Annotated in this window: 20 protein-coding genes; 13 read left to right on the forward strand and 7 right to left on the reverse strand. The window is 61.3% G+C overall.

The features are described from left to right. Positions 1-10 precede the first annotated feature (10 nt). A complete protein-coding gene (locus NCHU2750_RS18825) occupies positions 11-547 on the reverse strand; it encodes an FxsA family protein (protein ID WP_119942094.1) in 537 nt (178 codons plus the stop codon). Between the two features lie 120 nt (positions 548-667). Between NCHU2750_RS18825 and NCHU2750_RS18830 the strand changes: the two genes are divergently transcribed. The 5 genes from NCHU2750_RS18830 (at position 668) to gyrB (ending at position 5,982) form a co-directional block, all read left to right on the forward strand. Further along, the gene (locus NCHU2750_RS18830; RefSeq protein WP_119942096.1) at positions 668-1,372 is read left to right on the forward strand and encodes a Tim44/TimA family putative adaptor protein; all 705 of its coding nucleotides are present in this window, start codon (positions 668-670) and stop codon (positions 1,370-1,372) included. Further along, positions 1,369-2,490 (forward strand): murein transglycosylase A, encoded by a 1,122-nt coding sequence (gene mltA / locus NCHU2750_RS18835; RefSeq protein ID WP_119942098.1) that lies wholly within the window; start codon positions 1,369-1,371, stop codon positions 2,488-2,490. Before NCHU2750_RS18830 ends, mltA begins: the two co-directional genes overlap by 4 nt. Next, a complete protein-coding gene (locus tag NCHU2750_RS18840) occupies positions 2,487-3,047 on the forward strand; it encodes a Smr/MutS family protein (RefSeq protein ID WP_119942100.1) in 561 nt (186 codons plus the stop codon). The genes mltA and NCHU2750_RS18840 overlap by 4 nt, the downstream gene beginning before the upstream one ends. Next, positions 3,044-3,400, forward strand: a complete 357-nt coding sequence (locus NCHU2750_RS18845; protein ID WP_119942102.1) for a helix-turn-helix domain-containing protein — start codon at positions 3,044-3,046, stop codon at positions 3,398-3,400. Before NCHU2750_RS18840 ends, NCHU2750_RS18845 begins: the two co-directional genes overlap by 4 nt. Positions 3,401-3,546: 146 nt before the next feature. Continuing rightward, positions 3,547-5,982: a DNA topoisomerase (ATP-hydrolyzing) subunit B gene (gyrB, locus tag NCHU2750_RS18850; RefSeq protein ID WP_119942104.1), complete on the forward strand. Its 2,436-nt coding sequence runs from the start codon at positions 3,547-3,549 to the stop codon at positions 5,980-5,982. 102 nt (positions 5,983-6,084) lie between these two features. Here gyrB and NCHU2750_RS18855 read toward each other — a convergent pair whose 3' ends face one another. Continuing rightward, a complete protein-coding gene (locus NCHU2750_RS18855; RefSeq protein ID WP_119942106.1) occupies positions 6,085-6,684 on the reverse strand; it encodes a nitroreductase family protein in 600 nt (199 codons plus the stop codon). Positions 6,685-6,876: 192 nt separating this feature from the next. On the opposite strand from NCHU2750_RS18855, the gene NCHU2750_RS18860 reads away from it, so the two are divergent. The 3 genes from NCHU2750_RS18860 to NCHU2750_RS18870 all read left to right on the forward strand — a co-directional run bounded on the left by NCHU2750_RS18860 (position 6,877) and on the right by NCHU2750_RS18870 (position 9,583). Beyond that, positions 6,877-8,175, forward strand: coding sequence for a polyhydroxyalkanoate depolymerase (locus tag NCHU2750_RS18860; protein WP_119943531.1), 1,299 nt, complete (start codon positions 6,877-6,879; stop codon positions 8,173-8,175). A gap of 133 nt (positions 8,176-8,308) precedes the next feature. Next, positions 8,309-8,728, forward strand: a complete 420-nt coding sequence (locus NCHU2750_RS18865; RefSeq protein WP_119942108.1) for a DUF2852 domain-containing protein — start codon at positions 8,309-8,311, stop codon at positions 8,726-8,728. 93 nt (positions 8,729-8,821) lie between these two features. Beyond that, the gene (locus NCHU2750_RS18870) at positions 8,822-9,583 is read left to right on the forward strand and encodes a M48 family metallopeptidase (RefSeq protein ID WP_119942110.1); all 762 of its coding nucleotides are present in this window, start codon (positions 8,822-8,824) and stop codon (positions 9,581-9,583) included. Positions 9,584-9,628: 45 nt separating this feature from the next. Here NCHU2750_RS18870 and NCHU2750_RS18875 read toward each other — a convergent pair whose 3' ends face one another. After that, positions 9,629-10,708: a cell wall hydrolase gene (locus NCHU2750_RS18875; protein ID WP_502703805.1), complete on the reverse strand. Its 1,080-nt coding sequence runs from the start codon at positions 10,706-10,708 to the stop codon at positions 9,629-9,631. A 300-nt stretch (positions 10,709-11,008) separates the two neighbouring features. Here NCHU2750_RS18875 and NCHU2750_RS18880 point away from each other — a divergent pair, with 300 nt between their 5' ends. The 5 genes from NCHU2750_RS18880 to NCHU2750_RS18900 are packed head-to-tail and all read left to right on the forward strand — an operon-like array spanning position 11,009 to position 16,056. Further along, a complete protein-coding gene (locus NCHU2750_RS18880) occupies positions 11,009-11,665 on the forward strand; it encodes a phosphoribosylanthranilate isomerase (RefSeq protein WP_119942114.1) in 657 nt (218 codons plus the stop codon). An 11-nt stretch (positions 11,666-11,676) separates the two neighbouring features. Further along, a complete protein-coding gene (trpB, locus tag NCHU2750_RS18885; protein WP_119942116.1) occupies positions 11,677-12,897 on the forward strand; it encodes a tryptophan synthase subunit beta in 1,221 nt (406 codons plus the stop codon). Between the two features lie 2 nt (positions 12,898-12,899). Beyond that, a complete protein-coding gene (gene trpA, locus NCHU2750_RS18890; protein WP_119942118.1) occupies positions 12,900-13,739 on the forward strand; it encodes a tryptophan synthase subunit alpha in 840 nt (279 codons plus the stop codon). Positions 13,740-13,783: 44 nt separating this feature from the next. Next, complete coding sequence (accD, locus tag NCHU2750_RS18895; RefSeq protein WP_119942120.1) at positions 13,784-14,674, forward strand: acetyl-CoA carboxylase, carboxyltransferase subunit beta; 891 nt, start codon at positions 13,784-13,786, stop codon at positions 14,672-14,674. Between the two features lie 29 nt (positions 14,675-14,703). Then, positions 14,704-16,056: a bifunctional folylpolyglutamate synthase/dihydrofolate synthase gene (locus NCHU2750_RS18900; RefSeq protein WP_245480286.1), complete on the forward strand. Its 1,353-nt coding sequence runs from the start codon at positions 14,704-14,706 to the stop codon at positions 16,054-16,056. Positions 16,057-16,812: 756 nt separating this feature from the next. On the opposite strand, the gene trxA is transcribed toward NCHU2750_RS18900, so the two are convergent. The 4 genes from trxA to NCHU2750_RS18920 form a co-directional block, all read right to left on the reverse strand. Then, positions 16,813-17,133 (reverse strand): thioredoxin, encoded by a 321-nt coding sequence (gene trxA, locus NCHU2750_RS18905; RefSeq protein ID WP_119942122.1) that lies wholly within the window; start codon positions 17,131-17,133, stop codon positions 16,813-16,815. A 71-nt stretch (positions 17,134-17,204) separates the two neighbouring features. Next, positions 17,205-20,765 (reverse strand): double-strand break repair helicase AddA, encoded by a 3,561-nt coding sequence (gene addA / locus NCHU2750_RS18910; RefSeq protein ID WP_502703857.1) that lies wholly within the window; start codon positions 20,763-20,765, stop codon positions 17,205-17,207. A 4-nt stretch (positions 20,766-20,769) separates the two neighbouring features. Further along, complete coding sequence (gene addB / locus NCHU2750_RS18915) at positions 20,770-23,973, reverse strand: double-strand break repair protein AddB (protein WP_119942124.1); 3,204 nt, start codon at positions 23,971-23,973, stop codon at positions 20,770-20,772. A gap of 5 nt (positions 23,974-23,978) precedes the next feature. After that, positions 23,979-24,725, reverse strand: coding sequence for a nucleotidyltransferase family protein (locus NCHU2750_RS18920; protein WP_119942126.1), 747 nt, complete (start codon positions 24,723-24,725; stop codon positions 23,979-23,981). Between the last annotated feature and the right edge of the window lie 8 nt (positions 24,726-24,733).

Genomic DNA, 24,733 nt, shown 5'->3' on the forward strand with positions numbered 1-24,733 from the left:
GTCTTGCACGTCAGTCGCGATCTCGATCGATCCCTTTCGACCAGGGTGAGGATGGCTTGCCGTTGGACGTCCGGTGAAACTCGCCTTCATCGAGATCCACGACCTTGTCTGCGCCGCCGGATGAGCCTTTCGGTGGTTCCGACCCATTGTCCGGGCCGCGCCGGCGACCGGTGCGACTGGCCGAGCCGATTATCACGATGCGCCGGCCGATGATCGTCCAGAGAAAACGCCGGACGAATGGGACGAATAGCGCGAGGCCGATGAGATCGGTCAGGAAACCGGGCAGAAGCAACAATATTCCAGCCACCACGATCATCGCGCCATCGATCAGGGAACTCGGTGGCACCTGCCCCTGCTGGCTTTGCTGGGAAAGTGTCCTCAAAAGATGAAGGCCCTGGCTGCGCATCAGGAAGGCACCGAGCAGACTGGTGAGAATGACGAGGGCCAGCGTCCATCCGACGCCGATCACGCTGCCGACGAGAACGAAGCCGGCAATTTCGGCCAGCGGCCAGGCGAGCAATATGACAAGAGCAAAAATCGGGCGCATGATCCAATCATCGATGAACGGGGCAGCTTCTCGGTCTCACACCTTCTCTATTTGAAGATGCCTTAATGCAGACTATATGATGAAGAGCATTCAACTTTTAAACGGTAACCGCGGGTTAAGATGGGCTCCAACGACTTCATTACACTCTTTTTCCTTGTCGCCGCTGTCCTGATTTTTCTGCAACTGCGCAGTGTTCTGGGCCGGCGGACGGGAAACGAGAAACCGCCATTCGATTCCTATAGCCCGCGGGATGTGGCTAAAAGCCCCGTGCCGGCAACGGATGACGGAAAGGTCGTGACCCTGCCGCGTCGCGATACCCCGGAAGACGACCCGCGTTTTGCCGATGCCGACGCCATGGCTCAGCCGGGCAGCGATCTCAACGAATCGCTGAAGGCGTTGATCAGGTCCGACGCCTCCTTCAACCCGAAGGAATTCTTGAACGGCGCCAAGATGGCTTATGAAATGATCGTGATGGCTTTTGCCGATGGCGATCGCAAGACGCTGAAGGGCCTTCTGTCCAAGGAAGTGTTCGACGGATTCGAGGCCGCCATCCGCGAGCGTGAAACGCGGGGCGAGGTGGTCAAGTCCACTTTCGTCGGCATCGACAAGGCAGCGATCACCCAGGCCGGGCTCAAGCAGTCCGAGGCGCAGGTTACCGTTCGTATCGTCAGCCAGCTGATTTCCGCCACCTTCGACAAGGCCGGCAAGCTGATCGACGGTGACCAGGAAACGGTAGCCGAAGTGACCGACATCTGGACCTTTGCGCGCGATGTCCGCTCGAAGGATCCGAACTGGAAACTGATCGCCACCGAATCCGAACAATGACCCCTTCGTCGCCCGGTTGCCGCCTGCATCAAGTATCCTTTGGCGATCTTCCGGGTTGGGAGAATGACGATCCGCGCCCGCTCTTTGCGGCGATGTCGCGATGTCTTGTCCATATCCGCGATGTGAAACCCTATAAGACTGGAGCACTGGGCCTCTCGTCCGAAGATCTCCAGGCGCTTCTGGAGCAAGCAGAAGCGAGCGCGCCAACCACCGCGGAGGAGGCCCGCGCCTTTTTCGAGGTAAGTTGCACGCCGTTCCGGATTGTCAGGACGGATGGCGGCCAGAGCATGGTCACCGCCTTTTACGAGCCGGAAGTCGATGTTGCCGCAAAGCCGGATGCTACCTTTGCGCACCCTTTCTATTTCCGGCCGGATGACCTGATCGATCTAGACGACGGCAACCGGCCGGCGGATTTGGACTCCGGCTACATGTTTGGCCGAAGCGGGCCGTCAGGGATAGAGGCCTATCCCGATCGGCGGGCGATCGACGAGGGTTATCTCGCCGGACAAGGGCTGGAAATCGCCTGGGCGCGTTCGAAAGTGGACGTCTTTTTCACCCATGTCCAAGGCGCCGCAAGGCTTCGCTATCCTGACGGAACCATCCGCAGGATCACCTATGCCGCCAAGGCAGGTCATCCGTTTTCACCCATCGGCAAGCTTTTGATCGACCGGGGCGAAATCGCACGGGAAAATATCTCGATGCAGTCCATCCGCAAATGGCTTGCTGAGAATCCGGCTAAGGTTGATGAGGTCCTTTGGCATAACCGGTCCTATATCTTCTTCCGCGATGCCGATGTTTCGGACGAAAACCTTGGCCCGGTGGCGGCTGCAAAGGTGCCGCTGGTCGCCGGCCGCTCTCTCGCGGTCGACCGCCTGATCCACACATTCGGCTATCCGTTTTTCGTCCATTCTCAGACGCTGACACATCTTGATGGCGGCGCGCCGTTTTCACGGCTGATGCTTGCTCTCGATACGGGATCTGCCATCGTCGGCCCGAGCCGCGGCGATATCTTTACCGGCTCGGGATATGAAGCCGGCGAACTGGCGGGCACGGTCAGGAACGAGGCGGAGTTCTTTCTGCTGATGCCCAAGGCGGCAGGGCGCGGGTACGGACCATGAGCGGCGGGCGAAAACTCAATCCGGAAGAAAGGATTCTGTGGGGCAAGGTTGCCAGGTCCACCCGCGCCTTTGCCGACCGAAAGCGCGACCTGTTGGAATTCGAGGTTGAGGAGGCTGAGAGCCTCGCCAAGGTTCAGTCTGCGCCGCCACCGAAGGAAGTTGCTGCAAGGCAGGCTCCGGAACAGATGCCGGCCACAAGGAAGGCGAGCGGTCTTCATCATCCTCTGGAACGGCCGACGCAGCGCAAGTTGGCGAAAGGCAAGCTGTCGATCGATGCGCGACTCGACCTGCACGGCATGTTCCAGTCCGAAGCGCATGATCTGCTGCTCGATTTCATTTACCGGGCACATGAGCGCGGCCTCCGCCACGTGCTCGTCATTACCGGCAAGGGCAGTTCCATGGGAAGCGACGGTGCCTTGCGCCGTGCCGTGCCCCTGTGGTTTTCCAAGGCCGAATTCCGCTTTCTGATCTCGTCCTATGAATGGGCAGCACGTCATCATGGCGGCGAGGGCGCGCTTTACGTACGGCTGTCGCGTGGCGAAAGGGCAGGGTTGTGACGCCCTTTGGCGAGGCGATGCGCGAGCTGCGGCGGCGCAAGGGCGTGACCCAGCGCGCGCTCGCCCAGGCGATCGGGGTGACGCCGGCCTATCTGTCGGCACTCGAACACGGACGCCGCGGACGCCCGACCTTCGAGCTTCTCCAGCGCATCGCAGGCTATTTCAACATCATCTGGGACGAGGCCGAAGACCTGTTTCGCCTTGCCGATGCGTCAGACCCGCGTGTGGTAGTGGACACGGCAGGTCTTCCTCCGGAATACACCCTGTTCGCCAACGAATTGTCCAAACGGATTCGCACTTTGGCACCGGACGTGGTAGAAGATCTCACCAAACTCTTGAAGCGCTCACAATAGCCGCATTTTTCTCGGAAACATCCACGGCTTTCGCAGCCATTTGGGCCTGCCCAACCTTTAGGGTCAGCCCGGGATTTCCTATATTCGAACCGGAAACAGCGGTGATTCGCGCGTCACTGAAAAAGAACCAACCTGGAAGAAACTGAATGACCGATCTACCCGCCAGCGAAAACGGTGCGAGTGCAGAATATGGTGCCGATTCGATCAAGGTGTTGAAGGGCCTGGATGCGGTTCGCAAACGGCCCGGCATGTATATCGGTGATACCGATGATGGTTCCGGTCTTCACCACATGGTCTATGAGGTGGTCGACAACGCCATCGACGAGGCCCTTGCCGGCCATGCCGATATCGTCACCGTCACCCTTAATCCCGATGGCTCCGTCAGCGTGACCGATAACGGTCGCGGCATCCCGACCGACATCCACAAGGAAGAGGGCGTTTCGGCGGCCGAGGTCATCATGACCCAGCTGCATGCCGGCGGCAAGTTCGACCAGAATTCCTATAAGGTTTCGGGCGGTCTCCACGGCGTCGGCGTTTCCGTCGTCAATGCGCTGTCGGTCTGGCTGAAGCTGAAGATCCGCCGCAATGGCAAGGTCCACGAAATCGACTTCACCCATGGGGTGGCTGATGCGCCGCTGAAGGTGATCGGCGATTACGAGGGCCGTTCGGGCACGGAAGTCACCTTCCTGGCCAGCCCAGAAACCTTCACCATGACCGAGTATGATTACAACACGCTCGAGCATCGCCTGCGCGAACTGGCCTTCCTGAATTCCGGCGTCAGAATCCGGCTCACGGATCGGCGCAAGCCGGACATCAAGGAAGAGGAAATGGTCTATGACGGTGGCCTCGAAGCCTTCGTCCAGTATCTCGACCGATCCAAGAAGCCGCTCGTCGAAAAGCCTGTCGCCATCAAGGGCGAGAAGGATGGCATGACGGTTGAAGTGGCGATGTGGTGGAATGACAGCTACCACGAGAATGTTCTCTGCTTTACCAACAACATCCCGCAGCGCGATGGCGGCACTCACATGGCCGGTTTTCGTGGGGCATTGACGCGTCAGATAACCTCCTATGCTGATACGTCCGGTATCATGAAGCGCGAAAAGGTCTCGCTGACCGGTGATGATTGCCGCGAAGGTCTTACTGCAGTTCTTTCGGTCAAGGTTCCCGACCCGAAATTCTCCTCGCAGACCAAGGACAAACTGGTTTCCTCGGAAGTTCGCCCGGTTGTGGAAAGCCTTGTCAATGAAGCGCTCAGCTCGTGGCTTGAAGAGCATCCGAATGAGGCAAAGGTCCTGGTCGGCAAGGTTGTCGAGGCCGCTGTCGCCCGTGAAGCGGCCCGCAAGGCGCGTGAGCTGACCCGCCGCAAGGGCGTGCTGGATATCGCATCGCTGCCCGGCAAGCTCGCCGATTGCTCCGAGCGCGATCCGTCCAAGTCCGAAGTCTTCCTCGTCGAGGGCGACTCGGCAGGCGGTTCGGCCAAGCAGGGCCGTTCGCGTGAAAACCAGGCGATCCTGCCGCTGCGCGGCAAGATCCTCAATGTCGAGCGTGCGCGCTTTGACAAGATGCTGTCCAGCCAGGAAATCGGCACGCTGATCACCGCACTCGGCACATCGATCGGCAAGGATGAGTTCAACGCCGACAAGCTGCGCTATCACAAGATCATCATCATGACGGACGCTGACGTGGACGGGGCGCATATTCGCACGCTTCTTCTCACCTTCTTCTTCCGCCAGATGCCGGAACTCATCGAACGCGGCCACATCTACATCGCCCAACCGCCGCTCTATAAGGTAGCCCGCGGCAAGTCGGTGCAGTACCTCAAGAACGAGGCGGCTCTCGAGGAATACCTGATCACCATGGGTATCGAAGAAGCGACCCTGACGCTCGGCTCCGGTGAAGTTCGTGCCGGCGAAGACATGCGCGAAGTCATCCACGATGCCCAGCGCCTTCGCTCGCTCGTCGATGGACTGCATTCGCGTTACAACCGCTCTATCATCGAACAGGCTGCCATTGCCGGTGCGCTCAATCCGGATCTGACCGACAACCGCGAGCGCGCCCAGCAGACGGCCGACGAAGTCGCGAGGCGCCTTGACATGATCGCCGAGGAGACGGAGCGCGGCTGGAGCGGCCATGTGACGGATGAAGGCGGCCTGCGTTTCGAGCGCATGGTGCGTGGCGTCCGCGAAGTGGCCTTCATCGATAACGCGCTGATCGGCTCCACCGACGCCCGCTATATCGACCAGTTGTCCGGCCGCTTGCAGGAGATCTACTCGACCTCTCCCATTCTTGCCCGCAAGGATGGCCAGCAGGAAATCTCCGGGCCGCGCGCACTTCTGGACGCTATTTTCGCAGCCGGCCGCAAGGGCTTGTCGATGCAGCGCTACAAGGGGCTCGGGGAAATGAATGCCGAGCAGCTCTGGGAAACGACGCTCGATCCGAACGTTCGCTCGCTGCTCCAGGTCAAGGTCACGGACGCGACCGATGCCGACGGCCTTTTCTCTCGCCTGATGGGCGACGAAGTCGAGCCGCGCCGCGAGTTCATCCAGGATAACGCCTTGAGCGTCGCCAACCTCGATATCTGAGGCGCCGATCCGTCATTTACCGCATGCAAAACGGGGCCATATGGCCCCGTTGTCATATCCGGCTAACGATTCACGTGAAGTCGGCCATTTCAGTCGGTTGTATCAGGCCTCGCCGCTGAATTTTCCTTCGAATGCAATCTCGGCTACTGCCTTGCGCCCACTCGGCACCTCGCGCTCACGAAGTTCCTCTGGAAGCGTTGCCTTGTCCGCCATCCGCCCGATGGCTGCCGCCGCCTCGACGCGAAATCCATCCGGCAATCCGAGAACCTCGACGGCCTTCTCCTTGTCGAACCCCTCCATTCCATGGGCGTGATAACCGAGTTTCATGGCTTGGGCGATGACCGAGAACCAGGCCGAGCCCGTATCGAAGGAATGGGTATAGGCGGGCTTGTGCTCGCCGTTGGAGGCGACTCGATAGCTTTTCGATACGATGACGATCAGTGCGGCTGAATTCCTGGCCCATCGCTGATTTCCGGCAACCAGCAGATCGAGAATGGTGTCAAAGGCGGGCGTTCCCCTCAGGCCATAGATGAAGCGCCATGGCTGGTTGTTGCCGGACGAGGGCGCCCAATGGGCGGCGTCCAATATGGTCAGCATGACGTCCCGGTCGATACGTTCATCGGTGAAGGCGCGAGGCGACCAGCGATCGAGGAAGAATGCGTCTATCGGATACTCGGATGTTCTGGAATTGCTGCTGGTCATCGCCGGCTCCTTCTTTTGTGAAGGGGAAGATAGCTCTTGAGGCGTGCTTGGCAATCGTCGTGGCGTCCGCCGTTGGTGACAAGGCAGTTTGGGTAGGTCATAGATGGCATAGGAGAGGGAGCCATGACCGATGTCGTGCCTCCCGGGAGCTTTCAATGGCAGGAGGAGAGGGCCATGAAGGGCAGCTCGATCATGTTCTATCAGCTTTACGAGTTGAACCACGCTGCGCTGGCGCCTTTTCGCGCCGGTGCGGAGGCATTGCGCTTCGTTGCCGGCAATCCGCTCAACCCGCTCTCGCAGACCGTTCTGGGCAGAACACTCACCGCCAGCCTCGAGGTCTTCGAGCGGGCAACGCGACGCTACGCAAAGCCCGCCTTCGGACTGACCGAGACGGTGGTCGACGGCGAGGAAATCGTTGTCGTAGAAGAAGTGGCCTGGTCGAAACCCTTCTGCAACCTGCTGCATTTCAAGCGCGATCTACCTGAGGGCAGACCGCTTGATCAGAGGATCCTTCTGGTCGCACCCATGTCCGGTCACTACGCGACATTGCTGCGCGGCACCGTCGAGGCCTTGCTGCCATATGCCGATATCTACATCACCGATTGGGTGGATGCGCGCATGGTACCGGTCACCGAGGGTAATTTCGATCTGGACGATTATATCGATTACGTCATTGAAATGCTGCACCAGTTGGGTGCCGGTGCGCATGTGATCGGCGTCTGCCAGCCGTCGGTGCCGGTTCTGGCGGCCATCGCGGTGATGGAAAAGCGGGGCGATCCCGCACTGCCCGCTTCCATGATCCTGATGGGCGGGCCGATCGACACGCGCAAGAATCCGACCGCTGTCAACAAGCTCGCCAAGGAACATTCGCTCGACTGGTTCAGAGACAATGTCATCATGACGGTGCCGTTCCCGCAGCCCGGATTCATGCGGCCTGTCTATCCGGGTTTCCTGCAGCTCTCGGGTTTCATGTCGATGAATCTCGACCGACACGTGGTGGCGCATCGCGAATTCTTCGAACATCTCGTCAAGCATGACGGGGAATCCGCAGAGAGGCATCGTGATTTCTACGATGAATATCTGGCCGTCATGGACCTGACGGAGGAGTTCTACCTGCAGACGGTTGATACCGTCTTCATCCGCCATGCTCTCCCCCAGGGTGAGATGCTGCATCGCGGCGTGCCGGTGAATACAGCCGCGATACGCCATGTCGCACTGATGACCGTCGAGGGAGAGAATGACGACATTTCGGGGCTCGGCCAGACAGAGGCGGCACACGCCATCTGCCCGAATGTTCCCGATGCGCTGCGCCTCCATTATGTGCAACCGGATGTAGGCCATTACGGCGTATTCAATGGCTCGCGTTTTCGTCGGGAGATTGCACCGCGGATAGTGGAGTTCACGCGGCTGCATGGCGGTGCCCGCCAGGCAGAAAAGCCGGCGGCAAAGCCGCGGCCTGCAAGGAAAAGAACCCCAAAGAAGCCAGGTTGAGCGGAATTATTCACGTCTTTTCAGTGTCTTCACCGATTTAATCTTCGATCTTCTTGAAGGGCGATCGGGGTGTCACCAAATCGATTCCGTCGGGTTGGCGTGCGGCCGCCCGCTGCAACCTTAAGGGTGACCCATGAACCAGTCTGCATTGATCCGTCCCGGTTGGACACCGGCCACCATTGCTCTCATGGTGCTCGGTTTCGTCGTATTCTGGCCTCTCGGCCTGGCAATGCTTGCCTACATCATCTTCGGTGACCGGCTGCAGGGCTTCAAGGCAGATGCTGGCGGTCCCGCTAAATGGTTTTCAAACTGCCGCAAGGCGGGCCAGAGTTACAGGACGCCGTTCTCCACCGGTAACATGGCATTCGATGAATGGCGCCGGGCCGAACTCGACCGGATCGAGGAGGAGCGGCGCAAGCTCGATCAGATGCGCGAGGACTTCGACAGCTATATGCGCGAGCTGCGCAGGGCGAAGGATCAGGAAGAGTTCGATCGTTTCATGCGCGAGCGGAAGAACAGGCCCTCGGGCGACCAGCCGGTTGTCGATCTCTGATTTTCGGCGAAATTTGATCGGAAAGGAGCTGGTGCCTTGACGGCATCGGCTTTTTTCGTGCCGGAAATCCGGGGAATCGGGTAAGGATGAAATATGTTCGCGCTCCTCAAGAAGCCTGTCCGCCGCTCCGCCAGACCACTCGAAACGGTCAAGCGCACCCTTGATGTCGGCGATCGCACCATGCCGCTGACAATCAAGGAAAACAGCCGCGCGACCCGCATCACCCTGCGGATCGAACCCGGTGGCCGGGCGCTCAATCTCACCATCCCTGTCGGGCTTCGCCACGTCGAGGTGGATGACTTTCTGGCAAGGCACGATGGCTGGCTGAAAACAAAGCTCGCCAAGTTCTCGCTCGACAATCCGATCAGGCCGGGCGGCCGCATCTGCCTGCGCGGTGTCGAGCATCGTATCGAGCATACGGGCTCCTTGCGAGGGGTGACGGAGGCCGTGGTTGTCGACGGTCAGCCGGTGCTGAGGGTGAGCGGGCTTGAGGATCACATGGGTCGGAGAATTTCGACCTTCCTCAAGAAGGAGGCCCGCCGCGAACTCGAGGCGCTCGCGCGTCGGCATGCTGCCTCGATACGCAAGCCCGTTGCCTCGGTCTCGATGAAGGATACCCGCAGCCGCTGGGGATCCTGTTCGTGGGATGGAAACCTGAGCTTTTCCTGGCGCATCGTCATGGCACCGCCCGTCGTCATCGACTATCTGGCAGCGCATGAAGTGGCGCATCTGAAGGAAATGAACCACGGACCGAAATTCTGGGCGCTCTGCAAGGAGCTTTGCCCGAGAATGGAAGAAGCGCGCCGTTGGCTGAAAACTCACGGCTCACAACTTCACGCAATAGATTTCAGCTGATCGGTCTGTTCGATCGGCGCCCGGCTCTTGCTGCCAATCGCCCTCTTACTGCCAGTCGCCGGTCCGCATCGCCCAGTTTTCCTGGCTCGGCACTGCAGCGGAATCGGCCATTGCCATTCCTGCGGCCTGGCGCTTCTGGGCGCTCACACGCGGCCGTGCAGCCGGCACGGGAATGTTCGAACCGCTTTCCAGGCTGGCCTGATAGAGATGGGCCTGCGTGTAGGAAGAGTTCTGCGGTGCCGAATAGGCGGTATCGAAAGCCTCGTCCATGCTGGCGCGCGCGATCGCTGCGGTGATGACCGGTGCAAGCGGCGGCTTGGGCGCAGTTGCAAGCGCCACGGCAGGCTGAGCCCCGACGCGACCTTCGCTTACGCCGGCAACTGTTGCGGTCTGCGCAGGTGCAGCGGTCTGGATGGAGCCGGCGGCGGCCGCAGGCGCTGCCGCAGCAACCTGAGGAGCCGCGGCGGCCATGCTGGCGGCCTCTGCGAGAACCGACGACGACAGGGCAGGGTTCTGCTCCGGATCGTTCGATGCATAGGCGAGAATGTAGCTGTTGACCGGCTTCGGTGCTGCCGTCTCAAGGTTACCGTCTTCGTCACGCTTTTCGTAGAAGACGTTACCACCGGCCGCAGCAACATAATGCATGTTGTTATAAGGGAACTTGTAGCCCTGTGTATGGAAGAACATCGCGTCTTTGACGCCGGGGTGACGTGCACCCTTCAGGACGGCATCGGCCGCCTCGTTAAGATCGGGCGCGGTTGCCTCATCCATCTTGCGGGTCATGACGCCCGGCGCGAACTGGTTCTTCTGGGCAACGACGCCACAGATGGTCGGCGCATACATGCCCGACGTCAGACGGTTCATGATCACGCTGCCGACGGCCAGAAAACCATTTTCGCTGGAGCGCTCGGATTCGAAATACATCGCGCGCTTCAGGCATTCGCGATCTTTGTTCGTATAGCTGTAGACGGTCTTCTGCGGGCCCGTATGGGCAGCAGCCAGCTTGGTCGATTTGGGCGCGGAATCGACCGACGAAACGTTCTGTGTGCTCGTGCACGCCGAGAGAAGGCCCCCAGCGGCCAGGCAAAGTGCTGCTCGCGAAACAGCCACAGTCATCCTCGTCATATTACCCCGCCAAAAAATTCCACAAATCATCGCGGCAGGGAATAAGCTACCTCAATTTGCGCCTTTGATCAATTATCTTTCGCTTGGTGCCAAACTACGGAAATTCCATTTCTTTTCCCGTTGGCTCACATAAAAACTTTCATGAGTGAAAACTCATATATCAGTCATTCACGAAGCGTGAGCGGGTCACGATTCGAACGTTACGAGCCGTTGCTGACTGGTCTGACAATCCGTATTTGAATGGTCGCTCCGACACGAAAATGCCTCGACTCCGCCGAGATTTCATGTCACTCCGCCGTCATGAAACTGGACGTCAAAATCTGTGGCTTGAGTACGGCTGAGGCCGTAGACCGCGCGGTCGCCCGCGGCGCGTCGCATATCGGCTTCATCTTTTTCGAAAAGAGCCCCCGCAACATCGCGCCCGAGATCGCCGGTGAACTGGCCGACAGGGTGCGCGGACGGGTCAAGATCGTTGCGGTAACCGTCGATGCCGGCGATGAAGAGCTTGACGATATCGTCTCGCTGCTGAGGCCGGACATATTGCAATTGCACGGGCACGAGACCCCGGAACGCATTCTTCATATCAAGGCGATTTACGGGCTGCCGGTCATGAAGGTCTTTTCGATCAGGGAGCAGGCGGATCTGGATCGTGTCGATCCCTTTATCGGTGTCGCTGACCGCTTTCTCTTCGATGCCAAGGCGCCGAAAGGATCACAATTGCCCGGCGGTAACGGCGTTTCCTTTGACTGGAGCTTGATGCGTTCGCTTGACGAAGGCGTGGATTACATGCTTTCCGGAGGGCTGAACAAGGATAATGTCGCACTTGCGCTCGCATCGACGCGGGCAACGGGTATCGATGTATCCTCCGGAGTGGAAAGCGCCCCGGGCGTAAAGGACCTTGGAATGATTGACGCGTTTTTCGATGCGGTCGCCGATGCGGCTCCGAAGAAGCGCTGAAGGAGTAGAGAGTGAACGAGACGCCTAAACCCAATTCCTTCCGCTCCGGCCCCGATGAAGATGGCCGTTTCGGCATTTTCGGCGGCCGCTTCGTTGCCGAAACGCTCATGCCGCTGATCCTCGATCTGCAGGCGGAGTGGGAAAAGGCCAAGAGCGATCCGGTCTTCCAGAAGGAAATGGCCGAGCTCGGCACGCATTATATCGGCCGCCCGAGCCCGCTCTATTACGCCGAGCGGCTGACCGAACATCTCGGCGGCGCCAAGATCTATTTCAAGCGCGAAGAGCTGAACCACACCGGTTCGCACAAGATCAACAACTGCATCGGCCAGATCCTGCTGGCCAAGCGCATGGGCAAGACCCGCATCATCGCCGAAACCGGTGCCGGCCAGCATGGCGTGGCCTCTGCCACCGTTGCCGCCCGTTTCGGCCTTCCCTGCGTCGTCTACATGGGTGCGACCGACGTCGAGCGCCAGGCGCCGAATGTCTTCCGCATGAAGCTCCTCGGTGCCGAGGTCAAGCCGGTTACGGCAGGTGCCGGCACGCTGAAGGATGCCATGAACGAGGCGCTGCGTGACTGGGTCACCAATGTCGACGACACCTATTATCTTATCGGCACCGCGGCAGGCCCGCATCCCTATCCGGAAATGGTCCGTGACTTCCAGTCCGTCATCGGCACCGAAGCCCGCGCCCAGATCCTCGAGGCGGAAGGCAAGCTGCCGGACGTGGTCATTGCAGCCGTCGGTGGCGGTTCGAATGCGATCGGCATCTTCCACCCCTTCCTCGATGACGAGAGTGTCAAGATCGTCGGCGTTGAGGCTGGCGGCCACGGCATCGACGGCAATGAACATTGCGCATCGATCACCGCCGGCTCGCCCGGCGTGCTTCATGGCAACCGCACCTATCTCCTGCAGGATGGCGACGGCCAGATCCTCGAAGGCCACTCGATCTCCGCCGGCCTCGATTATCCCGGCATCGGTCCCGAGCACAGCTGGCTGAACGATATCGGCCGTGCAGAATACGTGCCGATCATGGATAACGAAGCGCTCGAAGCCTTCCAGCTTCTGACAAGGCTCGAAGGCATCATCCCGGCGCTGGAACCGAGCCACGCAATTGCCGAAGTCATCAAGCGGGCACCCAAGATGGGCAAGGAGGAGATCATCCTCGTCAACCTGTCCGGTCGCGGCGACAAGGACATCTTCACCGTCGGCAAGATCCTCGGAATGGGGCTGTAATCATGACTTCCAGAATGGATACACGTTTCGCCAAGCTGAAGGCCGAAGGACGGCCGGCGCTGATCACCTATTTCATGGGTGGCGATCCGGATTTCGATACTTCGCTCGGCATTATGAAGGCGCTTCCGGCAGCAGGCGCGGACGTGATCGAACTGGGCATGCCCTTTTCCGATCCGATGGCCGATGGCGTTGCCATCCAGCTTGCCGGCCAACGCGCGTTGAAGGCCGGGCAGACGCTGGCCAAGACGCTGGAGCTCGCCCGCCTCTTCCGCCAGGAAGACAAGGAAACGCCGATCGTGCTGATGGGCTATTACAATCCCATCTATATCTATGGCGTCGACAAATTCCTCGACGACGCGCTCGCATGCGGGATCGATGGCTTGATCGTCGTTGATCTGCCGTCCGAAATGGATGACGAACTCTGCATTCCGGCACTTGCCAAGGGCATCAGCTTCATCCGCCTGACGACGCCGACGACCGACGAAAAGCGTCTGCCGGCGGTGATGAAGCATACGTCCGGCTTCGTCTATTATGTCTCGATGAACGGCATCACCGGGTCGGCTTTGCCGGATCCGTCGCTGATCTCGGGTGCCGTCGCGCGCATCAAGGGCCATACGGATCTTCCCGTCTGCGTCGGCTTCGGCGTCAAGACGGCCGATCATGCAAGGGCAATCGGCGCGGCCGCCGATGGCGTCGTCGTCGGCACGGCGATCGTCGTCCAGGTGGCCGGAAGCCTCACCAAGGATGGTGCGGCGACACCGGATACGATTTCCGCCGTTTCCACCTTTGTCAGCGGTCTTGCAACGGGCGTGCGGTCGGCACGCCTTGCTGCGGCCGAATAACTGGCCCACATAAGGCCCGACACTATCTTATCGGAGTACCCCAAGTGAACTGGATCACCAATTACGTTCGACCGCGCATCAACTCCATGCTGGGTCGTCGCGAAGTTCCGGAAAATCTCTGGATCAAGTGCCCGGAAACGGGCGAGATGGTCTTCCACAAGGACCTGGAAGAGAACAAATGGGTCATTCCGGCCTCCGGCTTCCACATGAAGATGCCGGCCAAGGCACGCCTGAAGGATCTCTTCGACGGCGGCGAATATGAAGCCCTGCCGCAGCCCAAGGTCGCCCAGGACCCGCTGAAATTCCGCGACAGCAAGAAATATGCTGACCGCCTCAAGGACAGCCGTCTGAAGACCGAGCAGGAAGATACGATCCTCTCGGGTCTCGGCACCGTTCACGGCGTCAAGCTCGTGGCCGTCGTGCATGAGTTCAACTTCATCGGTGGTTCGCTCGGCATGGCAGCCGGCGAGGCGATCGTGAAGGCGGCCGAACGCGCGCTCTCTGAAAAATGTGCCCTCATCATCTTCCCGGCTTCTGGCGGTGCCCGCATGCAGGAAGGCATCCTGTCGCTGATGCAGCTGCCGCGCACCACGGTTGCCGTTGACCTGCTCAAGGAAGCCGGTCTTCCCTATATCTGCGTGCTGACCAATCCGACCACCGGCGGCGTCACGGCATCCTATGCGATGCTGGGTGATGTCCATATCGCCGAGCCGGGTGCCGAAATCGGCTTTGCCGGCAAGCGCGTTATCGAGCAGACCCTGCGTGAAAAGCTGCCGGAAGGCTTCCAGACCTCTGAATACCTCCTGGAACACGGCATGGTCGATATGGTCGTCAAGCGTCACGACATTCCGGAGACACTGGCCAGGATCCTTCGCATGCTGATGAAACAGCCCGTGCAGGAAGCTTTGCCGGCACCGGTTGCCGCCATCGCCTGAAACCAGAAGACACCAGTCGGAGCTTCGGGATGTCCATCAAGAACCAGCCCGTAGCAAGCGCGGCCGAGCAGGAAATCGAGCGGCTGATGACCCTTCATCCGAAGGGCTTCGATCTATCGCTCGGCAGGATTACCCGGCTGCTCGAAGCGCTCAGAAACCCGCATCTGAAATTGCCGCCGGTCATTCATGTGGCCGGAACAAACGGGAAAGGCTCCTGCACGGCCTTCTGTCGGGCGCTTCTTGAAGCCGGCGGCTATGCGGTTCACGTTCATACCTCGCCGCATCTGGTCCATTGGCACGAGCGTTTTCGCATCGGCGTGAAGGGCGGTCGCGGCCAGCTGGTTGAAGATGCGCTTCTTGCCGACGCCCTGCGTCGCGTGGCTGCTGCCAATGACGGCCAGACCATTACTGTATTCGAGATTCTCACGGCGGCGACCTTCCTTCTGTTCTCCGAACAGCCGGCCGATGTCGTCGTGCTGGAAGTTGGGCTCGGCGGTCGTTTCGATGCCACCAATGTCATCCCCAAACCCGCCGTCTCGGTCATCATGCCCATCGCGCTCGATCACCAGGCCTATCTTGGCGACCGGGTGGAGCTGATCGCGGCCGAGAAGGCCGGCATCATGAAGCGTCGCCAACCTGTCGTCATCGGCCAGCAGGAATTCGATGCGGCCCGCGAAGTGCTGATTTCCACCGCTGACCGTCTCGATTGCCCGCTTTCCGTCTACGGCCAGGATTTTTCCGCTCACGAGGAATTCGGTCGCCTGATCTATCAGGATGAGGATGGTCTTCACGATCTGCCGCTGCCACGGCTTCCCGGCCGGCATCAATATGCCAATGCCGCGGCCGCCATCCGTGCCGTCAAGGCTGCGGGCTTCACGGTGACCGACGTGATGATGGAAAAGGCGATGATCGGTGTCGAATGGCCGGCACGCCTGCAACGATTGACCGAAGGCAGGTTGCTCGATGCGGCTCCAGCGGGAGCCGAGATCTGGCTGGATGGCGGGCACAATCCCGCCGGTGGCGAGGTCATCGCCGAGGCCATGGCCGCCTGCGAGGAACGCCAGCCGCGCCCGCTCTATCTGATCACGGGCATGATCAATACGAAGGATCCGGTCGGTTATTTCCGCGCCTTCGCCGATCTTGCCGAACATGTCTTCACCATCCGCATCCGTGACAGCGAGGCGGGGCTCGACCCTGTCGTGCTGGCGCATGCAGCCTTCGATGCCGGCCTTGTGGCGGAGCCGGCGGGCTCGGTCGTGGAGGCCCTGCAGGAGATCGATATCCGTCAGATCCCCGATCGGCCGCCACCGCGCATTCTGATTGGCGGTTCGCTCTATTTCGCCGGAAACGTTCTGGCCGACAACGAGACGCCGCCGACCTGACGGGATGATCTTCGGGCCATCTCCTACCCGCTACTCCGTCTTTGCCGAAAACCATCGCCCGCGATTCCCCCTCTGGCCTGCCGGCCATCTCCCCCACAAGGGGAAGAGGACTCGCTTCGCCCGCTTGCCTCGATTGGTCTGCAGCGGAACGGCTGGGTTAAGCCCTCTCCCTTGCGGGGGTCCGAAGGACGGGTTGAGACACGTGTCTCAACCCCGGCGTGGTGAGGTCTTGTTTCATTCGCCTCGCAGAGGGGCGTTATTGAGGAAAAAATCTCTCGCCATCTTCATCCCCGCCCTCAAAACCTGTGCCTACAATCATGCCGTTCCGCTTCGGCTACACCGGTCTGCATTGCCGGCGAGGCGGAGCCGGTGATTCGGAGAAACGCCCTTATGCAAGCGGGACGCCGGGGGCCGCGCAGAAAATGGTCTGCCTCTCCTTGAAGAACGGGGACGTGCGTGTGTCGCACACATACCGGGTCAGTGCCGCAAGGCATCAAACCCGCCGCAGACGGACCGGAGTTGCGCGGAAAAACACACCGAACGGGACACGCCGTGTGTCACTTTATAAAAATTTCATTCGAGGCACCCGATGTGTCCCGGCCGAGATTTTGAAATGCCGAAATTTCAAAACCGCCAAAGGCACCAAGGGAGGACTCTGTCCGTTATTTGGATTGGCGATTATCCCAGAGGGCAGCAAAAAACCCGGCTGGGGACCAGCCGGGTTTTCGGATTCACGTGAAACACTTTGTTAAGCGTTTAGGCAGCGCTGGAAATCCAGGCCGAGAGGGCCGTCTTCGGAGCGGCGCCAACCTTGATGTCCGCCACTTCGCCGCCCTTGAACATGGCAAGCGTCGGGATCGAGCGCACGCCGAACTGGGCGGCCAGTTCCGGGTTCTCGTCGATATTGAGCTTGGCGACCTTGACCTTGCCGGAAAGCTCGGTTGCGATCTCTTCAAGGCTCGGGGCGATCATCTTGCACGGACCGCACCATTCGGCCCAGAAGTCGACGACCACCGGCTCAGCGGAGTTCAGCACTTCGGCCTGGAAATTGTTGGTATCGACTTTCACGGTAGCCATCGGGCTCTCCTTCGATTCGTTTGTTAGTGCAAATGTGAGGACGGCATTGATCCTTTTCAATAACCGTCATGTCACTTTGTTTTGAGCTCCGCAAGCGAACGCGCCATCAGCTCGACAGGTAATGTGATGATCTTCGCCGTCTCGGTATAGACCAGTATGCAGTCGATGATCCTGCCCGGATAGAGGGGGCCAAGGATCTCGCGATAGATCGCCAGCTGCGCCCGGTGCGACAGCGGCACGGCATCCGTCTCGATCGGCGGCACCCGGTTGGTCTTATAGTCGAGGATGATCACCCGGTTGTCGGTTTCCACCAGCCGGTCGATACGTCCGGAAATGGCAAACTCCTGCCCCTCCAGCGCCAGCGTCCCCATGATCGATACTTCCGACTGGCTGCGAGCCGAAAACACCGGAGCGAGGTCCGCATGGGTCAGCACCGCCATGATGCTGGTGACCAGATCATCTCGTTCCCGTTGCGGCCAGAAACGCGCTGCGCGATCGAGATAGCGCTGCGCGGCGGCTTCTCGTTCGGCCTCGGGAAATTCCGTCAGCATCTGCATCATCCGGTGAACGAGCTTGCCCTTCTGCAAGGCAAGGCTTCCAGAGGCCTTCTCGCCGAAGAGTGGCGAGGTGACGATCAGATCATCGGCATCGTCGTCGATCATCGTGCCGGCGCCCGACGGGCTGAGCGGTCGCGGCAGGATCTTCTGCGGCGATAAAGGTTTGAACAGGGCAGGGGGCAGGCTCGGCCTCTCGGCCGCCTCGGCGGCTCCATGCTCCGCCACGGGCACGGTCTTGCCCGCCGAGACCGGCAACCGCCAGCGAAGACCACCCCATTCGCCCTCCGGTCCGCTGAAGGTCGCAGCACTGCAATGATCTTCATCGAGCATCAGGGCGCGCGAAATCAGCGCCTGCCAGCTATCGGGATTGTCCCGCACGCCGCGATAGCCGCAGACGATCAGCCAGTCGGCGGCCCGCGTCATGCCCACATAGAGCAGCCGGCGGTTCTCCTCTTCCGCCGAAATCTTCAGCCGTTCCTCGTCGGCAACCGTCAGCGTGTTGGAAAGACCCTTGCCGGCCAGCCACGCCGGCACCTCGCCGACACTCGTCTTCAGCATCCGGAACTTCGCCACATGCGACGAATTGAAGGCCTTGGAATTGCTGTCGACCAGAAACACGACCGGCGCCTCGAGGCCCTTGGAGGCATGCACGGTCATGATCCGCACCTCGTTGCGGCCGCCATCCTGCTCGCGCTTCACCTCCGGGCTCTCCAGTTCCAGCGTCGAGACGAAGGCCTGCAGGCCGGGCAGGCCCGATGTCTCGTGGTCCAGCGCAAAGGTCAGGAACTCGTCGAGAATATCCCCGGCCTCGGTCCCGAGCCGCGCCAGAAATTTTCGGCGCCCGCCATACTGTCCAAGCAGCCGGGCATAGAGATCATGTGGGCTCAGGGCGCGTGACAGGACAAGCATGTGCTGCAACCGCTCGGTCGCATCGCGGAACCGCAACGGCTGCTCTTCCGCCAGCCGGTTGAGTTCTGCCCAGGCGCTCTCCCCCTCAGGCCGAAGCGCCGCGATCTCGAACACATCCTCTTCGGACAGATTGAAGAGGGGGCTCTTCAACAGCGCCGCAAGCGACAGGTCGTCCTGAGGCAGAAGCAGAAAGCGCCCGAGCGCCAAAAGATCCTGCACGGCGATATGGCTCGTCAGCCGCAAGCGGTCGGCACCGGCCACCGGAATATTGCCGCCGCGTTTCAGCGCTCGTGTCAGCGCATTGACGAAGGCATCGCGCTTGCGCACCAGAACCAGAATGTCGCCCGGCTCGATTGCCCGCTGCTCACCCTTCTCGATGATCGTTTCACGCCCGATCATCTCGCCGATCCGCGCCGCGATCCGGCTTGCGAGGATTGCGACCGGCGCCTTGTCCGGGGTGGAATCGAAGGGGGCGGTCCAGTCCTCTTCCTGTTCGGAAACGTCAGGCGCCACCACGTCCCAGAGATCGACGGCGCCGGCATGGCCCATCCGGTTCGACCGATGCTGCACCGGATCGCCATCGGCGCTCAGCCCCTTGGCATTCTCTGCCACCGAGAAGACCTGGTCGACGGCCGAAAGCACATCGGCTGTGGAGCGGAAGGAGAGGGGAAGCCGGATCGCGTGAAATGCCTGCCCACTGTCGCGAACCTGAACTTGCGTGGCGCTACGCTCCTCGGCAAACCGTTCCGGCCTTGCGCCCTGGAAGGAATAGATCGACTGCTTCTCGTCGCCCACCGCAAAGATCGTCCGCAGCGTTTCACGCGCACTGGCACCGGAATAGAAATCCTCCGCCAGCGACTTGACCACCGTCCACTGGATCGGGCTCGTGTCCTGCGCCTCGTCGACAAGGATATGATCGATGCCCTGGTCGAGCTTGTAATGCACCCAGGCACCGACACTGTCGCGGGTCAGAAGATCGGCCGTGCGGGCAATCAGGTCCTCGAAATCGAGCAGGCTGCGCCGCCGCTTCAGCTCCTCGTAATCCTCGGTCAGACGTTCGGCGAGCGTCAGTGCCGCCTTGGTCGCGACAAACATCCGCACCAGCCGCAGACGATCCCGGCAGGCAAAGACATGGTTGCGGGCCTGATCGATCGCGCTCGCCAACTCCGGCGCGATCTTCACCATGGCGCTGGCAATCAGGCTGCGATCCGCCTTCACCGTGCCCTTGGCGGTGAGGAAGATCGATTCCAGATGCTCGGCCCTCTTGGCAGCCTCCGGCTCCTTCGCCACCACCCTCAGCCCATAGGCCACCTCATGAACGGTGGAACCGCCTTTCTGGTCGGCGAGCGACAGATAGAGATCGAGCGTGATGCCGGAGAGACCGGGAAGCGGCCAATAGCTCTCCGCCACGCTTTCCTCGGTGTCCGCTTCGCCCAAGCCGAGCAGTTGCCTGAGCCGCGGTCCGATCCCACCCTGATGGTCAGCCTCGGCCACGAAGCGGCGGATCGCGGTGCGGTTGGTGACGATATCGGAAAGCAGCGTGTCCAGCCCGAACTCATCACCGAGATCGAGCACATGGGCGAAGGCCTCGGCAAGCTCAGCGTCGCCCTCCGCCGATGTGGCGGTCAACAGAGACCGTCGCGCCTCGGCCAGGAGCGCAGACGCTGCCCGGTCGTCGAGCACGGAAAAATGCCCGGCAACATTGGCCTCTAGCGGAAACTGGTGCAGCAGCGCCTCGCAGAAGGCATGGATGGTCTGGATCTTCAGCCCGCCGGGCGTCTCCAGCGCCTTGGCAAACAGCCGCCTTGCCTCCGCAAGCTTGAACGAATCCGGCTCAGAACCTTCGATAGCCGCGATCCGCTTGCGCAACTCCTCATCGGCAAGCACCGTCCATTCGGAGAGCCGCTGGAACACCCGGTTCGACATTTCGGATGCCGCAGCCTTGGTATAGGTGAGGCAGAGAATGGAGGAGGGGCGGCAGCCCGCAAGCAGCAGACGGATCACCCGCTGGGTCAGGACATGCGTCTTGCCGGATCCGGCATTGGCCGACACCCAGGCGGAACCGGCCGGATCCGAGGCACGCGATTGCTGCACCGTCGTCCAGTCGATCCAGCTCTTCGAATCGTCACTCCTCGGCAGGTCGTCGGTTGCAAGGCCGTCGCTCAAAAGCTCACTCATCGCCATCGGCCTCCCCGTCGTCATCCGCCGTCGACCATTCGGCGACGCGGGCGAGATGATCATACTCGCCGCCGAAATCACCCTGGGCGAAGGGGATCAGCCGCGAGGCAAATCCGGCCTCACCCTTGCGCAGCTTGATGACGAACTTGGTCAGCTGCTCGATCGAATCCTGCGCCAGATCGATCGCCGATTTCGGTTGCCGCTTGGCGGTAGCCGACGATCCCTCGTTATTGACGCGGTCAGTCCGGAACCTGTCTCCCGGCCGCAGCCGCACATAGATGAGGTCACCCGGTTGCTGCACGCCCATCGTCTTGAACGCGCCGGCCTGCAATGCTGCCGCCTCCAGCGCCAGCTGCGGGTCGAGCAGGGAGCGCGCCTGCGAGGCGGTTGGGCTCAGGCCAGTCTTGTAGTCGATAATGTCTGCCTCGCCGCTGCGCTTGAGATCGATCCGATCGGCAATGCCGGTAATCCGAATACCGGCTTCTGCCACCTCGAAGCCGGCACCGGCCTCGGTCACAGTGCTGCGCAGCTCTGGCGCGCGCTTCTCTTCCCAATCGAGAAAGGCCCGCGCCACCTCGCGGAAGCGCGGCCGCCAGACCCGGTCGATATGCGGCGGCAGCTGCTCGGCATCAAAAAGCTCATCGGTGATCCGCGCCATTGATTCACGTGAAACAGGCGTGCCCGGCTTGTGGCCCTCGCGCGTATAGCGGTCGATGATCGCATGGTAGAGCGTGCCGCGTTCGGCCGCCCCCGGATCCTCGTTGAAAGGAGACAGCGGATCGAGCCTCAGCACACGCCGGGCATAGATCGAATAGGGGTCGCGCCGCAGCCGCCCCACTTCGCTGAATGAGTATTTGACCGGCTGCAACTCCGCTGGTGGCCGCGGGGTAGGGCGCTTGGCCCCCGGCTGGTTTTCCCCCTGGTCGATCAGCGATGCCCAGTGCCTGAAATCCTCGCCACGGCTTTTCAGCTCCTCGGCAAACTTTCGGCCGCCCAGTGCCAGAAGCCGCTGCAGCCAGCGCGAGGCAACCGTCGGCGTCGAGCCTTGGCGCAGTGCCCGTGAAAAGATCAGGTTGCGGGTGCCGCAGGCCATCTCGAAGTCATGCGCCAATTGGCCGATCCGCCGCTCGGGTGGCTCCAGCCCCATATCGGTCTTCATCGATCGCGACAGGAACGGGTTGTTGACCGTCTGGCCCGGCCACGATCCTTCGTTGAGACCACCGAGGATCATCGTGTCGACGCTCTGCAGGCGTGCTTCGAGCGTCCCGAAGATGAACACGCGGGGATTGGCAAGCGAACGTGGCTTCACCGCCTCGCCGGTCGTCAGCGCCATGACGATATCGATCCATTGCGGCCCGTCGGCCTCCAGCTGGCCGTCGGTCTCGATCACCTCGGCCAAAAGGCCCGACAGCCGATCGCCGGCCTCGCCCGACCACAGGCCGGCAAGATCGCCGCGTTCGTCGATCGCTATCGCCTCCAGCGCCCGGCCGGTACGAGTGGCCCAGTCCGACAGGGTGAGCTTTGCGGTCAACCCGCGTCCGTCCGCCCGTCGTGCCACGAAGGCACCGACCAAAGGTTCGACCGCCGCCGCAATCCGCCGCGCCACATCACGTGCCGCGTCCTCGGCACCTTCGGGCAGCGAGGCACGCCATTGCGGATTATGCCGGTCGTCGAGGATTGCCTCCAGCTGCGTTTCGAGCAGCGGCTCCAGCGTGGAAATATCCATGTCGCCCACGCCACCGCGCAGCGCCAGCACTTCCAGCGCATCGATCGCGGCGCGCAGATCTTTGGCCGGCAGACCAAGCCGCACCAGCGGATGCTTCAGAAGGCCGACAATCGCCACCGGATCGCCGGGCCGAAGCGTTGCCTCGAGCAGAAGCTGGGTGAGGGTGCCCTGCGGCGATCCGGAAAGCGAGGCACCGGCCGAATCGTCGGCCAGAATGCCGAAGCGCGCAAGCTCGGCGGCAACACGACGGCCAAGCGCGCGGTCCGGCGTGATCAGCGCCGCCTGTGCCACGCCGCCATTGCGCCCCGGCTTTTCCAGCGCCAGCCTGAGCGCGATGGCAATCGCCACCGCTTCCTCCCGCTCGCTCGCCGCCTCGATCAGCGACACATCGGCAAAGGCCTGGCGCAGCCTTTCGGGGTCGGCGTCGTCGCGCCAGCTGTTCCAGCCATCCGTCGCCTTGGCGGGCAAAAGCGCCTGCGAGATCGCCCGACCGCGAAAGTTAAGATCGGCATCGATGGCGCCGATCACCTCGACCTCGCTGCGCGTCACGCCGATCTTCTTCAACAGTCGCGCCAGACCGAATTGCGAATGGCTGCGGCCGGCCGTATCCGGCCTGCCGTCAAATGTCTGTTCGTCGACCATCGCCCATTGCTCGTCCGGCATCGACTGGTCGAGCCCCGGCAGAACCACGGTTCCATTCGGCAGGCGCGAGATCGCCGTAATCAGTTCGGCCGCAGCAGGCACAGATCCGGTCGATCCGGCAACGATCACCGGCCCCTTGTGCCGTTTCTCACTGATTCGCCTGGCTTCGCTGGTGAGGATCGTGGCTCGGTGTTTTGCCGGCGACGAGCGTTTCAGCTCCTCGAGCCGCACCGGCCAGAAGGCACTGGCGATCTTCAAGAACTCGGCGGTCAATTGCCACCAGAGCGCATGGTCTCCGGTCTTGAGGTTTTTCAGATCCGACCAGTCCCGGTCCTCGGTCTCCACCGCATCGATCAGTTCGGCCAGCGCCCGGGCAAGCCAGATCGCATCCGCCGGGCTTGCCGGTGCCACGAGCGGGGATTCGGAATGGATGTCGAGCACGACTTTCGGCAGCTGGTTGCGCCAGGCAAGGATCAGTCGTCCAAGTTCCAGAAGCCGTGCCGTGCCGCCGATCGGCATGGCAAGATCCATCTCTTCCGGTGCCGTCAGATCGAAGAAACCGCTGTCGTCATCGGTTTCGCCAAGCGGCCGGATGACGGGAAGAATGGCAGATCTGCCGCCGAGCAGGTCGACGAATTCCGAGCGCAGCACACGCGCCGAACGGCGGGTCGGTACGAAGATCGTCACGTCCGACAGCGCCATCGGATCGGCCGGGTCGAAGCGGAATGTCTCGTCCAGCGAACCATCGCAGACCGCAGCCGCCAGCGTCTTCAGAAAGGGCGCGCCGGGAGGAATGGTGAAAATGTTGTTCCGCCGTACACCGGACATTGCGATCAGGCCTCCACTGAGTAGCGGGCAATCACCGCTTCCGCCTCGGGCAATGCTTCGGGCGTCCCGACCGTGATCCATTCGCCATTAATCGTCAGGCCGAATAGCCGGCCCGCTGCGATCGCCCTGTCGAAATAGATGTTGAGATTGAAGGCATCGTCCGGCGCGTCATCGAGCAGAGACGATTGCATGACGATCGCGCCAGCATAGACGACCGGGTTGTCGCCGCCGTCGGCGTAGCGAGAAAGCCTGCCATCCGCGTCGAGCTGAAAGTCCTTCTTGCCGTTATGACCGGTGGTGCGGTCGAGCGGCACGCAGAGCAGCGCCATGTCCATCGCCTCGGGATCGAAGAATTCCGCCAGCCGCTCGAGATTGGTCTTCTCTCCGGCTGTCTCGCCGATCCAGAACAGGTCGGCATTCATCACATAGACGAGGCCCGGATCGAGCAGAGCCAGACCCTTCTTCAACCCGCCGCCGGAATTCATCAGCGCGGATCGCTCGTCGGAAATGGTAATGTCGAGGCGGGGATAGGCGGCAAGATGCGCCTCCATCCGGTCGGCGAAATGATGCACGTTGACGACGGCATGGGTCACGCCCGCGTCAGCCAATGCATCGAGCCCGTAGTCGATCATCGGCTTTCCGGCGATCGGCACCAGCGGCTTCGGCATCGTATCGGTGATCGGCCGCAACCGTGTGCCGAGTCCGGCGGCAAGCACCATCGCCTGGGTGATGGGGGCCTTATTCTGGGTCATGGCATGCC

It is taken from the genome of Neorhizobium sp. NCHU2750 (assembly GCF_003597675.1).
Taxonomy (GTDB): domain Bacteria; phylum Pseudomonadota; class Alphaproteobacteria; order Rhizobiales; family Rhizobiaceae; genus Neorhizobium.

What these genes read in the sequence shown, in the direction of transcription:
- NCHU2750_RS18900 (WP_245480286.1), top strand. Translation starts at nt 14,704, where the DNA reads ATGTCCATCAAGAACCAGCCCGTAGCAAGCGCGGCCGAGCAGGAAATC.
- NCHU2750_RS18860 (WP_119943531.1), top strand. Translation starts at nt 6,877, where the DNA reads ATGTTCTATCAGCTTTACGAGTTGAACCACGCTGCGCTGGCGCCTTTT.
- NCHU2750_RS18875 (WP_502703805.1), bottom strand. Translation starts at nt 10,708, where the DNA reads ATGACGAGGATGACTGTGGCTGTTTCGCGAGCAGCACTTTGCCTGGCC.
- NCHU2750_RS18825 (WP_119942094.1), bottom strand. Translation starts at nt 547, where the DNA reads ATGCGCCCGATTTTTGCTCTTGTCATATTGCTCGCCTGGCCGCTGGCC.
- NCHU2750_RS18830 (WP_119942096.1), top strand. Translation starts at nt 668, where the DNA reads ATGGGCTCCAACGACTTCATTACACTCTTTTTCCTTGTCGCCGCTGTC.
- trpA (WP_119942118.1), top strand. Translation starts at nt 12,900, where the DNA reads ATGACTTCCAGAATGGATACACGTTTCGCCAAGCTGAAGGCCGAAGGA.
- gyrB (WP_119942104.1), top strand. Translation starts at nt 3,547, where the DNA reads ATGACCGATCTACCCGCCAGCGAAAACGGTGCGAGTGCAGAATATGGT.
- NCHU2750_RS18855 (WP_119942106.1), bottom strand. Translation starts at nt 6,684, where the DNA reads ATGACCAGCAGCAATTCCAGAACATCCGAGTATCCGATAGACGCATTC.
- NCHU2750_RS18880 (WP_119942114.1), top strand. Translation starts at nt 11,009, where the DNA reads ATGAAACTGGACGTCAAAATCTGTGGCTTGAGTACGGCTGAGGCCGTA.
- addB (WP_119942124.1), bottom strand. Translation starts at nt 23,973, where the DNA reads ATGTCCGGTGTACGGCGGAACAACATTTTCACCATTCCTCCCGGCGCG.
- NCHU2750_RS18920 (WP_119942126.1), bottom strand. Translation starts at nt 24,725, where the DNA reads ATGACCCAGAATAAGGCCCCCATCACCCAGGCGATGGTGCTTGCCGCC.
- NCHU2750_RS18840 (WP_119942100.1), top strand. Translation starts at nt 2,487, where the DNA reads ATGAGCGGCGGGCGAAAACTCAATCCGGAAGAAAGGATTCTGTGGGGC.
- NCHU2750_RS18865 (WP_119942108.1), top strand. Translation starts at nt 8,309, where the DNA reads ATGAACCAGTCTGCATTGATCCGTCCCGGTTGGACACCGGCCACCATT.
- mltA (WP_119942098.1), top strand. Translation starts at nt 1,369, where the DNA reads ATGACCCCTTCGTCGCCCGGTTGCCGCCTGCATCAAGTATCCTTTGGC.
- NCHU2750_RS18870 (WP_119942110.1), top strand. Translation starts at nt 8,822, where the DNA reads ATGTTCGCGCTCCTCAAGAAGCCTGTCCGCCGCTCCGCCAGACCACTC.
- trxA (WP_119942122.1), bottom strand. Translation starts at nt 17,133, where the DNA reads ATGGCTACCGTGAAAGTCGATACCAACAATTTCCAGGCCGAAGTGCTG.